Genomic DNA, 14,338 nt, shown 5'->3' with positions numbered 1-14,338 from the left:
ATCACGAGGTTTTCAATCCGAAGCCAACGCGCCTGAGGCGTGCAGCAGCGCGATGGCCGGTGGTCGCTGCGGCGAGCGAGACAGGCTGTCCTGGCGGGGGAGCGCCGTCGCCTTCCGACGCAGCGGTACGCAAACGCGTCGCCTCTCGCTCTTCTCGATCTGGAGAAGATAAAACCCGCCGATGCCACGCATCGACGGGTTCGATCGCACATGCGGGTCAGCGCATGGGCCCGGCTTGCCTCAGCCCTTGACCACCGCGGCAATGGCGGCGGCCACGCGGTCCAGGTTGTCCTGGCTCAGCGCGGCCACGCAGATCCGGCCCGAGCCCACCGCGTAGATGGCGTGCTCTTCGCGCAGGCGGTCGACCTGGGCCTTGGTCAGCCCGGAATACGAGAACATGCCGGCCTGCTGGCTGATGAAGCTGAAATCGCCGGCGCCGGCTTCGGCCAGCTTCTGCACCAGGCCCGCCCGCAGGGCGTGGATGCGCTCGCGCATGGCGGTCAGTTCCAGCTCCCATTCCTGGCGCAGCTCCGGGGTGTTGAGCACGCCGGCCACCAGCGCCGCGCCGTGGGTGGACGGACTGGAGTAGATGGTGCGGATGATGCGCTTGACGTGCGACTGCACCGCCTTGGTCTGCTCGGCGGTGGCGGCCACGATGGACAGCGCGCCCACGCGCTCGCCATACAGCGAGAACGACTTGGAGTAGGAGCTGGCGACGATGAAATCGCTGATGCCGGCATCGACCACGATCTGGATGGCGGCCGAATCCTCGCGGATGCCCTTGTCAAAGCCCTGGTAGGCCATGTCGATGAAGGGGAACAGGTCGCCGGCCTTCAGCACCTGGGCCACCTGCTTCCACTGCTCCACGGTCAGGTCCGCGCCGGTGGGGTTGTGGCAGCAGGCATGCAGCAACACCGTGGTCTTGGGCTTGAGCGCCTTCAGGTCGGCCAGCATGCCCTCGAAATCCACGCCATGGCGGGCCGGATCGAAATAGGTGTACTCGCCGACCTCGAAGCCGGCCGCTTCGAACACGGCGCGATGGTTCTCCCAGGAGGGCCGGCTCAGCGCCAGCGTGGCGTGCGGCAGCAGCTTGCGCAGCACCTCGGCGCCCACGCGCAGCGCGCCGCTGCCGCCCACGGTCTGGGTGGTGGCCACGCGGCCGTCCTTCAGCAGCGGCGAGTCCTTGCCGAACAGCAGCTCGCGCGTGGCCTGGGTGTAGGCCGGCAGCCCGTCGATCGGCAGGTAACCGCGCGGTTTGGCTTCGCGCGCCAGCGCGTCTTCGACCTTGGCCACGGCCTTGAGCAGCGGGATGCGGCCGGACTCGTCGTAATAGATGCCCACGCCCAGATTGACCTTGCCGGGGCGGGTGTCGGCGTTGTAGGCCTCGGTCAGGCCCAGGATGGGGTCGCCTGGAACCTGTTCTACGGAAGCAAAGGAAGACACGGCAGTACTCGTTGCGAAGGGAAGGGGGTCAGGTCCTGCCGGCATCGCCGATGGGCGGCGGCAAAACAGCGCAATCGTACCAGCCGGGGGCCGCCGCGCCCCGGCTGGTTGCAGCCGAAACCCTGGATCGGCGATGGACGGCGGGGAATCGGCCGGGTCTGGCCACCGCCCTCCATCAGCGCGTGTGGGAGCGCAGAAGTGGGAGCGGCTTCGGCCGCGAAAAGGCTTTCCCGGGAAAGGCCCTTCGCGGCTCATGGCCCTAGGCCACCTAGCGACGCTTCCACGCAATGCTTCGGTCACACGCGCCCCTGCGCCTGCAGCGCCGCGAACTCCTCGTCGGTGAACAGCCGCGAGCGCACCAAAAAGCGCACGCCCTCGCCGTTCTCCAGCGAGAACATGCCGCCGCGGCCTTCGACCACGTCGATGATCAACTGCGTGTGCTTCCAGTACTCGAACTGCGAGGGGCTGATGTAGAACGCCGCGCCGCCGATCTCGCCCAGCTGCACGTCGCGGTCGCCGACGATGAAGTCGCCGGTGGCAAAGCACATCGGCGAAGAGCCATCGCAGCAACCGCCGGACTGGTGGAACAGCAGCGGTCCATGGCGCGCGCGCAGCTTGTCGATCAGCTGCAGCGCGGCCAGGGTCGGCACGACCTGTCGGGTATCCATGCACCCTCCTTCGCAAGAAGATGGCGCCTGCGCCGGCGCGCGCCATCGGTTGGAGACTACGCCGCCAGGTCCAGCACCACGCGGCCCTCGATCTTGCCGGCGTGCATGCGCGAGAAGACCTCGTTGATGTTCTCCAGCCGGTCGGTGGCCACGGTGGCGCTCACCTTGCCCTGCTCGGCGAACTCCAGCGACTCCTGCAGGTCCAGCCGCGTGCCCACGATCGAGCCGCGCACGGTCACGCCGTTGAGCACCAGCCCGAAGATGTCCAGCGGGAAGGCGCCCGGCGGCAGGCCGTTGAGCGAGACTGTACCGCCACGCCGCACCATGCCCACGGCCTGCTCGAAGGCCTTGGGCGATACCGCCGTGACCAGTGCGCCGTGGGCGCCGCCGATCTCCTTCTTCAGGTAGGCGACCGGGTCGGTGGTTTTGGCATTGACCGTGACCGTCGCGCCCAGGCGGCTGGCCAGCGCGAGCTTGGCATCGTCCACGTCCACCGCGGCCACGTTCAGCCCCATCGCCTTGGCGTATTGCACCGCCATGTGGCCCAACCCGCCGATGCCGGAAATCACCACCCAGTTGCCGGGCCTGGTGTCGGTGACCTTCAGCCCCTTGTAGACGGTCACGCCGGCGCACAGGATCGGGGCGACCTCGACGAAGCCCACGTTCTTGGGCAGGTGGCCGACATAGCCGGCGTTGGCCAGCGCGTACTCGGCGAAGCCACCGTTGACCGAGTAGCCGGTGTTCTGCTGGGTCTCGCACAGCGTTTCCCACCCGCCCATGCAGTGTTCGCAATGACCGCAGGCCGAGTACAGCCACGGCACGCCGACGCGGTCGCCTTCCTTGACGTGGCTCACCCCCGCGCCAACGGCCACCACGTGGCCAACGCCTTCGTGGCCGGGGATGAAGGGCGGGTTGGGCTTGACCGGCCAGTCGCCCTCGGCGGCATGCAGGTCGGTATGGCAGACACCGCAGGCCTCGATCTTGACCAGGATGTCCCCGGCGCCCGGGCGCGGCACCGGCACTTCCTCGATCGCCAGGGGTTTGCCGAATTGGCGGACGACGGCGGCTTTCATCGTGTTGTTCATGGGGTCTCAGGCTTTTCTTGGGGAATCGGATGTGCGACCAGGGTGGGCCCCTGCCGCGCACGGTTCATTGATCAGGCGCAAGGCGCGGCACCGGCCCCCGCGGTCCGGTCCGCAGGCATCGGACCGGGGCGGGCAGGGCGCAGGTCTGGCAAGGCACTGGCCGTCGGCGCAGGCGGGCCACGCGCCGACGCAAGGCGCCGTCAGAAGAAGCCCAGCGCCTTGGGCGAATAGCTCACCAGCAGGTTCTTGGTCTGCTGGTAGTGGTCCAGCATCATCTTGTGGTTCTCCCGGCCGATGCCCGACTGCTTGTAGCCGCCGAAGGCCGCGTGCGCCGGATAGGCGTGGTAGCAGTTGGTCCACACCCGGCCGGCCTGGATCGCCCGGCCCATGCGGTACAGGCGGGCGGCGTCGCGGCTCCACACCCCGGCGCCCAGGCCGTAGAGCGTGTCGTTGGCGATGGCCAGCGCTTCGGCCTCGTCCTTGAAGGTCGTCACCGACACCACCGGCCCGAAGATCTCTTCCTGGAAGATGCGCATCCTGTTGTGGCCTTTGAACACCGTCGGCTTGACGTAGAAGCCGCCGGACAGCTCGCCATCCAGGGTGTTCTGCTCACCGCCGATCAACACCTCGGCCCCTTCCTGCTTGCCGATGTCGATGTAGGACAGGATCTTCTCCAGCTGCTCGCCAGAGGCCTGGGCGCCAACCATGGTGTTGGGGTCCAGCGGATTGCCCTGCTTGATCGCCGCCACCCGGGCGATGACCTTTTCCATGAACCTGTCGTAGATCGACTCCTGGATCAGCGCGCGCGAAGGACAGGTGCAGACCTCGCCCTGGTTGAAGGCGAACAGCACGAAGCCTTCCACCGCCTTGTCCAGGAAATCGTCGTCCTCGGCCATGATGTCGGCGAAGAAGATGTTGGGCGACTTGCCGCCCAGCTCCAGCGTCACCGGGATCAGGTTCTGCGAGGCGTACTGCATGATCAGCCGACCGGTGGTGGTCTCGCCGGTGAAGGCGATCTTGGCGATGCGCGGGTTGGAGGCCAGCGGCTTGCCCGCCTCCAGGCCGAAGCCGTTGACCACGTTGAGCACGCCCGGCGGCAACAGGTCGCCGATGACTTCCAGCAGCACCAGGATCGAGGCCGGGGTCTGCTCGGCCGGCTTCATCACCACGCAGTTGCCCGCGGCCAGCGCCGGGGCCAGCTTCCAGCAGGCCATCAGCAGCGGGAAGTTCCACGGGATGATCTGGCCGACCACGCCCAGCGGCTCGTGGAAGTGATAGGCGATGGTGTCCTTGTCGATCTCGGAGATCGATCCTTCCTGCGCGCGCAGGGCACCGGCGAAATAGCGGAAGTGGTCCACGCACAGCGGCACGTCGGCGTTGAGCGTCTCGCGCACCGGCTTGCCGTTGTCCCAGGTCTCGGCGTAGGCCAACAGCTCGAGGTTCTGCTCGATGCGGTCGGCGATCTTCAGCAGCACGTTGGCGCGCTCGGTCGTGGAGGCCGAACCCCACGCCGCCTTGGCCGCGTGCGCGGCATCCAGCGCGGCCTCGATGTCCTCTGCGTTTGAACGCGGGATCGAGGTGAACACCTTGCCCGTCACTGGCGTGAGGTTGTCGAAGTACTGCCCGCTCCTGGGCGCCACCCACTGTCCGCCAATGAAGTTGGCATAGCGCTGCTTGAAGATGGCCTGCGGGTCGGTGGCCTTCGGGTTGGAGCTGGTCACGGCGTTCATGCGGATCTCCTGGTACGGGGTCGGTGTCGCCCGGTTGGGTCCGCTCGACAGCGCAAGGTCGATGCCAAAAATCCGCTGCTGCGCCGCATCACGCGCCCTGCGCGCGTGTGGGTTGGCGCCCCCGCTCGAACCTGCTGCGCCGCGTCACGCAACGCGGTTGCGCAGTGGCCGCGGCTGTGATGTTTATTGGGACAGCGCACTGTTGCGGTGTCGCAAGATGCGACACCTGGAGGGACCATGGCACAGCAGCAATCGCAGTCGGACCGGCACCTGGGCCAGGCCCGCCGTGCCTTCTTCGAGCAGGGCGGGGCACCGGTGGGCAAGGTGCCCGATACCATCCTGCGCTCTTGGCTGCGCTGCCAACGCTCGGGCCTTGCCGCCGAGTCCGCGCCGCACATCGAGCCGGTGCCGGCCGCGCGCCTGAAGGAAATGCGCGAGCGCCACGAAAAGCTCTGGCGCCTGGCGCGCGCCGAACTGGAACTGCTGTCGTCCGACGCGGCCGCCACCGGCAGCATCGTCATCCTCACCGACGAGGACGGCTGGATCCTGGACGCCGAAGGCAGCGCCAGTTTCCTCGACCGCGCCGGCCGCGTGGCGCTGATGCCAGGTGCGTGCTGGAACGAGGCGCAGGTCGGCACCAACGCCATCGGCACGGCGATCGTCGAGGGCCGCTCGGTGGTCGTCCATGGCGGCGAGCACTACCTGGCGCCGCACGGCATCCTGAGCTGTTCGGCCTGCCCGGTGTTCGACCCGTACGGGCTGCAGGTCGGCGTGCTGGATATCTCCGGAGACTCCACGGTGCGGCACATGCACGCGCTGGGGCTGGCGCGCCTGGCCGTGGCGAACATCGAGCACCGCTATTTCGACGAGGGCATCCCCGATGCCGAGCTGCTGCGCCTGCATCGCGATCCGGCCTTGCTGGGCACCGCGCGCGAAGGCCTGCTGGCCTTCCGCGGCGGCCGCCTGATCGCCGCAAACCAGGCCGGGCTGCAGCTGTTTGGCCTGGAGCGCAGCGAGCTGGGGCGCGCGGCGTACACGGCCTTGTTCGAGGATGCGCTGGGCAAGCTGCGCGATGACGGCGTGCTGCTGGACCGCCAGGGCCGCGCGCTGTACGGCCGCGTTGAAGACGGCCAGGCCCGGCCCAAGCGCCCGGCCGCGCGTCCACCGATCACCGTCTCCTCCGCGGTGGCGCCGCCGTCGGCCGACGCGCCGCTGTTCGATGCGCTGCTCGAAGCCGAACTCGGACGCGCCCGCCGCGTGCTCGACGCCGGACTGCCGGTGCTGGTGCAGGGCGAGACCGGCACCGGCAAGGAGGTGTTCGCGCGCGAGTTGCATCGCCGCTGCACGCGCGCGGGCAAGCCATTCGTGGCGGTCAACTGCGCCGCGTTGCCGGAAGGGCTGATCGAGGCCGAGCTGTTCGGCTACGAGGACGGCGCCTTTACCGGCGCGCGCAAGCATGGCAACCCCGGCCTGCTGCGGCAGGCCGACGGCGGGGTGTTGTTCCTGGATGAGATCGGCGACATGCCGCTGGCGCTGCAGCCGCGCCTGCTGCGGGTGCTGCAGGAGCGCGAGCTCTCGCCCCTGGGCGGCGGCAAACCGGTCAAGCTGGACTTCGCCTTGATCTGCGCCACCCATCGCGAGCTGGAGGCGGCCCTGGGCGAAGGGCGCTTCCGCCCGGACCTGTACTACCGCATCGCCCACCACACCGTGCGCATGGCGCCCCTGCGCGCGCACGCCGATCGCGCCACGCTGGTACGGTCGCTGTGGCAGCAGCTGGGTCAGGGCCGCCAGCTCATGCCCGATGCACAGGCGCAGCTGGCCGCCTACGACTGGCCTGGCAACCTGCGCCAGCTCGGCGCCTGCCTGCGCACGCTGGTGGCCCTGAGCGAACCGAGCGCGGTGATCGGCGTGGAGCTGCTGCCTTCGTACCTGCATGATGTGCGCCCGCTGGCGCCGACGTCATCGGCGGTAGGCAAGCAGACGCCGGCCGCCAGCCTGGAGGCCATGGCCGAAGCGGCCATGCGCCAGGCCGTGGCCGATTGCGGAGGCAACGTGTCGCAGGCCGCACGCAAGCTCGGCATCAGCCGCAGCACCCTGTATCGGCGCCTGGGCCAGGGCGCGCACGGCAGGCACGCGTAATCGCAACGCGTAGAGGGTTCGGCAGCGGCGCCTGTCGCGCCGGCGTGTGACGTTCGCGCCTCAGCGCACCGCCATCATCGGGTCGAGCGTGCTGATCGACGGGAACGATGCGCTGGCCGCCTGGCGGCGCACGATGGCCGCTACCGTATCGCGCTGCAGGCTCATGGACAGCAACGGCGCCTGCGGGTCGCCGGCTTCCAGCACCCGTGTCACCGATTCCACCAGGTCCGCCGCCAGGGGGCCGACCCCGGTGCCGAGCATCATCCGCAGGGCGCGGGCGTGGCTCTGCATCTGCCGATGGAGCTCGGGGTGTTCCCCGTGTCCGGCGTGCTGACGCACGGCCGCCAGCGTCTCATCGAGCAGGGCGAGTTGTTCGAACAGTTCGTCGGCAGAGAAGTCCATGCAGGCAGTATCCGGGCGTGCGTATCGCAGCCTGAGACGCTGCGCGGAGAGAACTATCCGGGGGCGCTTGTGAGGACTGGGTGAGTCTGTGTGGCTCTGGGTGTCAACGGATCGGAAACGCGCCGATGACCCGGCCAGGCGTGCATGCGCGCCTGTTCAGACATCGCCGCCGTCGGCCCAGCCCAGGCCTGTCCCGCGATGATCGACGCGGTCGTTCGGCTGCACCTGACCCGCCGGAAGCGTGGCCAGCGTGGCAAGGCGCGCGTAGATAGGGGTGAAGTCCGGTGCGGTGACCTGGATCAGCTGCTCGAAGCTATCGATGACGAAGTAGGTCTTCTGGAAGGTATCGATGCGGTAGCGCGTGCGCATCACTCGCTCCAGGTCGAAGCCCAGGCGGTTGGGCGCATCGCTCTCCAGCGAGTACAGCGACTCGCCCTTGGACGAGACGATGCCGGCCCCGTAGATGCGCAACCCCTGCGGGGTGCGGATCAGGCCGAATTCCACCGTGTACCAATACAGGCGCGTCAATGCCGCCAGCGCCTCCGGGCCGATCCCGTGGGCCTTGACGCCACCGCGGCCATAGGCAGCCATGTAGTCGGCGAACAGCGGGTTCATCAGCAGCGGCACGTGGCCGAACAGGTCGTGGAACAGGTCCGGCTCGGCGATGTAGTCGATCTGGTCCGGGCGACGGATCCACCAGGTCACCGGAAAGCGCCGATGCGCCAGGTGCTCGAAGAACTCCAGCTCGGGCAGCAGGCCCTCCACCCCCACCAGTTGCCAGCCCGTGGCCGCGCCCAGCGCCTGGTTGAGCTGGTCGAATCGCGGGATCTGCCCTGGGGTCATGCCCATCGCATCCTGCGCGGCCAGGAACTCATCGCAGGCCCGCCCCACCAGCAGCGCGCGCTGGCGCTCGAACAGGGTGCCCCAGGTGGCGTGGTCCTCCTCGGCGTACTGGTCCCACGGCTGCTCCACCACGGCGGTGGTGTAGACCGGCACGTAGCCCTTGTCGGTCAGCTGGTTCTCCACGCGGCGCGGCACGGCGTTCATCGGCAGGTCCTGGCGGAATCGGCAGGCCACCACCGTAGCGCGGGGCGCACGCAACAGGCTTGCGAAGTTGCGCGCACAGGGCGCATTGGCGCAATGTTGTTGCGTCATTGGCTGCTGCGGAGCAACACATGGACGCTACCATCGCGCTGGACCGCACGGACCTGCGCCTGCTGGCGCTGCTGCAGACCCAGGGGCGCAGCAGCAATGCCGAGCTGGCCACACAGATCCGCCTGTCGCCCTCGGCCTGCCTACGCCGCACCCAGCGACTGGAGGAGGCCGGCATCATCGCCGGCTATGGCGCGCGCCTGGATGCCAAGGCGCTGGGCCTGGGCCTGCGCGCCTTCGTGCGCGTGCAGCTGGAAAAGCACGGCCAGGGCGATATCGAGCATTTCGCCGAGCGCATCGGCCAGTGGGACGAGGTGGTGGCCTGCTACGCGCTCACCGGCGACATGGACTACCTGCTGCACATCCTGGTGCGCGACCTGGAGCACTTCTCGCGCTTTCTGCTGGATCGCCTGCTCAATGCCACCGGCGTGTCCGATGTGAACTCAAGCTTCGTGCTGCGCGTGGTCAAGCAGGACCGCGGCGTCCCCCTGGTGGGGTGAGCGCGCCGCCAGGCCCTTGCTAGGCTGGGGCGATTCCTTCAGCCACCAGGTGCAGCCGATGCATGGACCCAGCCCGGACAACCCGCATCCGATGGAAGGCTTTCCGCAGGTGTGCTTCATCCGCAACACCGTGCGCAACCCGCTGATCCAAGTCGGCGAGTACAGCTACTACGATGACCCGGAGGATTCGGAAGGCTTCGAGCGCAACGTGCTCTACCACTTTCCCTTCATCGGCGACCGGCTGGTGATCGGACGCTTCTGCGCCATCGCACGCGGTGCCAAGTTCATCATGAATGGCGCCAACCACAAGCTCGCCGGCCTTTCCACCTATCCGTTTCAGATCTTCGGCAACGGCTGGGAGACGGTGATGCCGGGGCCCGGCGAGCTGCCGTACAAGGGCGACACGGTGATCGGCCACGACGTGTGGATCGGCTACGAGGCGCTGATCATGCCGGGGGTGCGCATCGGCAATGGCGCCATCGTGTCGGCGCGTTCGGTGGTCACAGCAGACGTGGCGCCCTACACCATCGTCGGCGGCAACCCGGCGCGGCCGATCAAGGCGCGTTTCGACCCGGAGCAGGTCCAGGCGCTACAGGCGCTGGCCTGGTGGGACTGGCCGATCGAGCGCATCACCGCCTGCCTGCCGCTGATCGTGGGTGGCGATATCGCCGCACTGCAACGCGCGGCCGCGGCGGCGCGCTGAGCCTGGCGCACGGCAGGGGCCCTTCGATGACGCCACCGGCGCTGCTAGGCTGTGCGGCGGTCCACGGGAGAGGGCAGGGCGAGCATGCTGCAGGAGATCGACAAGCTGGCATTGATCCACGTCCGCGAGCGCCGGCTGCTGGCCGCCCGTTCGCACGGGCGCGAGCGCTGGTACCTGCCGGGCGGCAAGCGCGAGCCGGGCGAAAGCGACGAGCAGGCCCTGGTGCGCGAGGTCAGTGAGGAACTCGGCGTGACCCTGGACCCCGAGGCGCTGGTGTTCGCCGGCGTGTTCCGCGCCCAGGCCGACAACAAGCCCGAGGGGGTGCTGGTGAAGATGACCTGCTACGAGAGCCAGGACGTGGACGATCCCCAGCCGCATGCCGAAATCGCCGAGCTGGGCTGGATCGGCTGCGCGCAACGCGCGCAGTGCTCGGCCGTGGTCAGGCTGATCCTGGATCACCTCAAGACCATCGAGCGGATCGACTGAAGGTAGGCCCGGGTCGTCCTCAGCGCGTTGGGTGGGAGCGGTTCGGGGTGGTCTCGGACCATTAGCCTCGACGGGGTGCTCCCGGGAAGGCCTCTTCGCGGCTAAGCCGCTCCCACGGGATGCTGCCGGGCTGTTGGAGGTTTCCCCAAGGCGCTCTACGCGTGCCAGCGCGTAGCAGTTGGTGCACGTGCGCTGCTCCTCAAAGAGAGACCGGGCGATCCTTGCGGCCGGCATCCTGGCAAGCGCGGCGACGCCGGTGCCTGTTGTACCTTTGTTGAGACTCATTTACATTTGCGCGCCACAGTCGGCCGCTCGTGCGCCGCTGCTTGTCGGCCCGGATCGGGCCACGCCAACCCGCCAGGGCCAGCCCCCAACCTGTTTGCGATTGCCCGTCGGAAGGATGCCCGGCGCGGCAGGCGCGCCCATGTCCTTCGAGGAAGCCCATGTCTGCTGTTGTGTCGTCCCGCGCCTGCGCGCCGCTGCGCCGTCCCCTGTCCCTGGCGCTGCTCGCCGCGCTCGCAGTGGCCGCCACCACCGTGCAGGCCGCCGACGCGCCTGCCGCTGATGCCGCCGATGCGCGCGATGCCAAGACCCTTGATGGTGTCAGCGTCAGTGGCACGCGCCGCCAGCCCTCCACCACCACGCGCCTGCCGATCAGCCTGCAGGAGACCCCGCAGTCGGTGAGCGTGATCGGCCTGCAGCGGCTGGAAGACGAGTCGCTTTTCAGCATCAACGACGTGATGCGCAACATCACCGGCGTCAACGTGTCCTTCTACGACACCCAACGCCCGCTGTACTTCGCGCGTGGCTTCCAGATCACCGACTTCCAGGTCGACAGCCTGCCCACCTACAGCGGCTCGACCAACCAGGAATACGACACCGCCTTCTACGACCGCATCGAGGTCATCCGCGGCGCCAACGGCCTGCTCAGCGGCGCCGGCATTCCCTCGGCCACGGTCAACATGCTGCGCAAGCGGCCGGGCACGGAGTTCGACGCCTCGTTCTCGGCCAGCGTGGGCAGCTGGGATTTCCGCCGCCTGCAGACCGATGTCACCGCGCCGCTGACGTCCGACGGCCGCTTCCGCAGCCGCTGGGTCGCCGCCTGGCAGGACCGCGACTCCTACTACGACCGCTACCGCGAGAACAAAATGTCCGGCATGGCCGTGCTGGAGGGCGATGTGACCGACAGCACCACGGTCACGCTGGGCTACCAGACCCAGGACAACAACCCGGTCGGCTCGACCTGGGGCACCGTGCCGTTCTTCGCCGCCGACGGTTCCTACGCCCACCTGCCGCGCTCGACCAACATGGCGCCCAAGTGGGCGCGCTGGCAGCGCCAGAGCAGCACGCTGTTCGCCAACCTGGAGCAGACCTTCGGCGAGGACTGGCTGCTGAAGGTCAATGTCGCGCGCACCAAGGGTCAGGTGCAGAGCCTGCGCGTGTACGGCTCGGGCTATCCGGACCGGAGCACCGGCGCGGGCATCTGGCTGCTGGCCAGCGCAGGCGAGACCGAGGACCGTCGCGACGCGGTGGATGTGTATCTATCCGGCAAGTACCGCCTGTTCGGTCGCGACCACGATGTGGTGATCGGCGGCAGTTGGCAGGACCTGGAAACCTTCACCCCCGGGCTGACCTCCACGACCGGCTGGCGCTATGACATTCCCAACCTCTACGCCTGGGACGGCGACATCCCCGAGTTGACCTACGCGCGCACCGGCAGCTGGCGGATGGGGCGCACCACCCAGCGCGGCGTATACGCCTCCACGCGCCTGCGCCTGGCCGAGCCGCTGTCGCTGATCGCCGGCGCCCGCCTGAGCGCCTGGGAGACGCGCACGCAGGCCTTCGACACCACGGGGCGATTCATCGGCACCAGCGGGCGCTACGACGTCCAGGACGAGGTCACCCCCTACGCGGGCCTGGTCTACGACCTGGTGCCGGACGTCTCGCTCTATGCCAGCTACACCGAGATCTTCAACCCGCAGAACTATCGCGACAAGGACAACAACCTGCTGGCGCCAGTGGAAGGTTCCAACCTGGAGGCCGGCATCAAGGCCAGCCTGCTCGATGGCGCCGCGCTGGTGAGTGCGGCGGTGTTCGAGGCCAAGCAGGACAACTTTGCCGTGCGCGATGCCAGCGTGCCGGAAGGCACGCTGCCCGACGGCACCTCGGCCTTCATCGGCGTGGACGGCACCAAGAGCCGCGGCTGGGAGGTGGACTACAACGGTCAGCTGCTGCCGGGCTGGACGCTCAGCGCCGGCTACACCCACGTCAAGGTCACCCGCGCGCCGACCAACCTGATCTACGCCAACCTGCCGGAGGATTACCTGCAGCTGTCCACCCAGTACCGCCTGCCCGGTCGCTGGGACCGCCTGAGCATCGGCGGCGGCCTGAGCTGGCAGAGCAAGGTGCAGGGCTTCAACATCGCCCGGCCCAATGGCGATGGCACCACCACGCCGGTCACGGTCACCCAGGACGCCTACGTGCTGGCCAACTTCAATGCCAGCTACCGCATCAACGAGGACTGGACCGCGACCCTGGCCGTGCGCAACGCGCTGGACAAGACCTACTGGGCCAACCTGGACTACCAGAACTACGGCGAACCGCGCTTCGTGTCCTTCAGCCTGCGCTGGCACTACTGAGGCTTACCGGCCCTGTGGGAGCCAATTCATCGGCGAAGAGGCCTGGCCGGGAAAGCCCTTCGCCGATGAATCGGCTCCCACAACAGTGAGGAGGTGGGACCCTGATCCGGCGACGCGATTGTGGAGCTTTTGCACAAGCTGGTCCGCGGCTAGCACGTATGCAAGCGATGTCGTCGCCCCCAGCTACGTCGTCGGCACAGCATTTGGGCGATGGCGGATCGCGATCCGCCCTACGCGCCTGAGCCTCGGCCAGCGCCCGCGCAGCTCGGGTTCGCTCCCTGTGGGAGCCGATTCATCGGCGAAGGGGCGCGCACCAGGACAGCCTCCCAGCCAATCCATCGGCTACGGTCGTGGTGCGGGTCAGGGCGCGGCCGAACCCGGCGGGCAGGGCTCGCCGCGGCCCATCAGCCGTGCCATGCGCGAGGGCTCCACACAGGGCGGCGCCTTGGGCTTGGCTGCCGCGGCGGCCGCCGCGGCGCGCTCGTGGCGCAGCTGTTCCAGCTTGGCCTTGATCTGCGGCATCACCGCCAGCGCGGCCTTTTCGCCTTCCAGCAGCGCGGCGCTGCGGCGGCTGAAATCGGCCGCGCCGAAATCATTGACCTTGGGGCGGATCACGACGTCCGCGCGCGCCAGCTCCTGCTGGCCGGCGCGCTGGCCCATGATGGCGATGGACTGGTTGACCGTGCCCAGCAGGCCACCCGGGGCCACGCCGCTGGCCTTGGTGGAGATGTCCACGGCGATGACGAAATCCGCGCCCAGCTGTCGGGCCGCATCCACCGGCACCGGGCTGACCACGCCGCCATCGACATAGTGGTACTTGCCGATCACCACCGGCTCGAACACCCCCGGCACGCTGGAGGAGGCGCGCACCGCCTGGCCGGTGTCGCCCTTGTTGAACAAGGTGCGCTCGCCATCCTCCAACCGCGTGGCCACGGCGATGAAAGGTTTCTTCATCTTCTGCAGCGGCCGGTTGTCGACCTGGGCGTTGACGTAGTCCTGCAGGGCGCGGCCCTGCACCAGCCCGCCGGAGAACAGGCGCACGTCGCGAATGGAGGATTCATCCAGCGCCACGGCCTTTTCCTGCATCTGGAACACATCCATGCCGCTGGCGTAGAGCGCGCCGACCACGCTGCCGGCGCTGGTTCCGGCCACCACGTCCGGCTTGATGCCGTTGGCTTCCAGCATCTTGATCACGCCGATATGCGCAAAGCCCTTGGCCGCACCACCGCCCAGGGCGATGCCCACCACCACCGGGCGCACCGGCTTGATCGGCGTGACCACCGCCGGTGTCGGCGGCGTTGGCTTCACCGCCTCCCCGCCGCAGGCCGAAAGCAAGGTCACGCAGGCGGTCAACAGCAGGCAGGACAGGCGTGAAGCGGACATGGGACGAG

The 14,338-nt window shown here is 68.5% G+C and carries 12 protein-coding genes; 5 read left to right on the top strand and 7 right to left on the bottom strand.

Features of this window, described 5'->3' with window-relative positions:
* Nucleotides 1–240: 240 nt before the first annotated feature.
* The 4 genes from EPA99_RS09290 to adh all read right to left on the bottom strand — a co-directional run bounded on the left by EPA99_RS09290 (nucleotide 241) and on the right by adh (nucleotide 4,926).
* Nucleotides 241–1,443, bottom strand: a complete 1,203-nt coding sequence (locus EPA99_RS09290) for an amino acid aminotransferase (RefSeq protein WP_129470940.1) — start codon at nucleotides 1,441–1,443, stop codon at nucleotides 241–243.
* A 296-nt stretch (nucleotides 1,444–1,739) separates the two neighbouring features.
* Nucleotides 1,740–2,111, bottom strand: coding sequence for a DUF779 domain-containing protein (locus EPA99_RS09285; RefSeq protein ID WP_129470939.1), 372 nt, complete (start codon nucleotides 2,109–2,111; stop codon nucleotides 1,740–1,742).
* Between the two features lie 56 nt (nucleotides 2,112–2,167).
* On the bottom strand, nucleotides 2,168–3,196 hold the full coding sequence (gene adhP / locus EPA99_RS09280; RefSeq protein ID WP_129470938.1) for an alcohol dehydrogenase AdhP: 1,029 nt from the start codon (nucleotides 3,194–3,196) through the stop codon (nucleotides 2,168–2,170).
* Nucleotides 3,197–3,396: 200 nt separating this feature from the next.
* The gene (gene adh, locus EPA99_RS09275) at nucleotides 3,397–4,926 is read right to left on the bottom strand and encodes an aldehyde dehydrogenase (protein ID WP_129470937.1); all 1,530 of its coding nucleotides are present in this window, start codon (nucleotides 4,924–4,926) and stop codon (nucleotides 3,397–3,399) included.
* Between the two features lie 237 nt (nucleotides 4,927–5,163).
* On the opposite strand from adh, the gene EPA99_RS09270 reads away from it, so the two are divergent.
* The gene (locus tag EPA99_RS09270) at nucleotides 5,164–7,065 is read left to right on the top strand and encodes a sigma-54-dependent Fis family transcriptional regulator (RefSeq protein WP_129470936.1); all 1,902 of its coding nucleotides are present in this window, start codon (nucleotides 5,164–5,166) and stop codon (nucleotides 7,063–7,065) included.
* Nucleotides 7,066–7,125: 60 nt separating this feature from the next.
* On the opposite strand, the gene EPA99_RS09265 is transcribed toward EPA99_RS09270, so the two are convergent.
* Nucleotides 7,126–7,467, bottom strand: a complete 342-nt coding sequence (locus tag EPA99_RS09265; RefSeq protein WP_129470935.1) for a hypothetical protein — start codon at nucleotides 7,465–7,467, stop codon at nucleotides 7,126–7,128.
* Nucleotides 7,468–7,623: 156 nt separating this feature from the next.
* Nucleotides 7,624–8,514 carry a phenylalanine 4-monooxygenase gene (phhA, locus tag EPA99_RS09260; RefSeq protein WP_129470934.1) on the bottom strand — a complete coding sequence of 297 codons (891 nt, stop codon included), beginning with the start codon at nucleotides 8,512–8,514 and terminating at the stop codon, nucleotides 7,624–7,626.
* Nucleotides 8,515–8,642: 128 nt separating this feature from the next.
* On the opposite strand from phhA, the gene EPA99_RS09255 reads away from it, so the two are divergent.
* The 4 genes from EPA99_RS09255 to EPA99_RS09240 all read left to right on the top strand — a co-directional run bounded on the left by EPA99_RS09255 (nucleotide 8,643) and on the right by EPA99_RS09240 (nucleotide 12,947).
* Entirely contained in the window at nucleotides 8,643–9,119 is a 477-nt protein-coding gene (locus tag EPA99_RS09255; protein WP_129470933.1) for an Lrp/AsnC family transcriptional regulator, read from the top strand.
* A gap of 58 nt (nucleotides 9,120–9,177) precedes the next feature.
* The gene (locus EPA99_RS09250; RefSeq protein ID WP_129470932.1) at nucleotides 9,178–9,822 is read left to right on the top strand and encodes a Vat family streptogramin A O-acetyltransferase; all 645 of its coding nucleotides are present in this window, start codon (nucleotides 9,178–9,180) and stop codon (nucleotides 9,820–9,822) included.
* Nucleotides 9,823–9,906: 84 nt separating this feature from the next.
* Complete coding sequence (locus EPA99_RS09245) at nucleotides 9,907–10,308, top strand: NUDIX hydrolase (protein ID WP_129470931.1); 402 nt, start codon at nucleotides 9,907–9,909, stop codon at nucleotides 10,306–10,308.
* Between the two features lie 443 nt (nucleotides 10,309–10,751).
* Complete coding sequence (locus EPA99_RS09240; RefSeq protein WP_129470930.1) at nucleotides 10,752–12,947, top strand: TonB-dependent siderophore receptor; 2,196 nt, start codon at nucleotides 10,752–10,754, stop codon at nucleotides 12,945–12,947.
* 360 nt (nucleotides 12,948–13,307) lie between these two features.
* On the opposite strand, the gene EPA99_RS09235 is transcribed toward EPA99_RS09240, so the two are convergent.
* Nucleotides 13,308–14,330 (bottom strand): patatin-like phospholipase family protein, encoded by a 1,023-nt coding sequence (locus tag EPA99_RS09235; protein ID WP_129470929.1) that lies wholly within the window; start codon nucleotides 14,328–14,330, stop codon nucleotides 13,308–13,310.
* Between the last annotated feature and the right edge of the window lie 8 nt (nucleotides 14,331–14,338).

The organism is Pseudoxanthomonas composti (genome assembly GCF_004122095.1).
In the GTDB taxonomy this organism is placed as follows: domain Bacteria; phylum Pseudomonadota; class Gammaproteobacteria; order Xanthomonadales; family Xanthomonadaceae; genus Pseudoxanthomonas_A; species Pseudoxanthomonas_A composti.
This window is presented reverse-complemented; position numbering and strand designations above follow the sequence as displayed.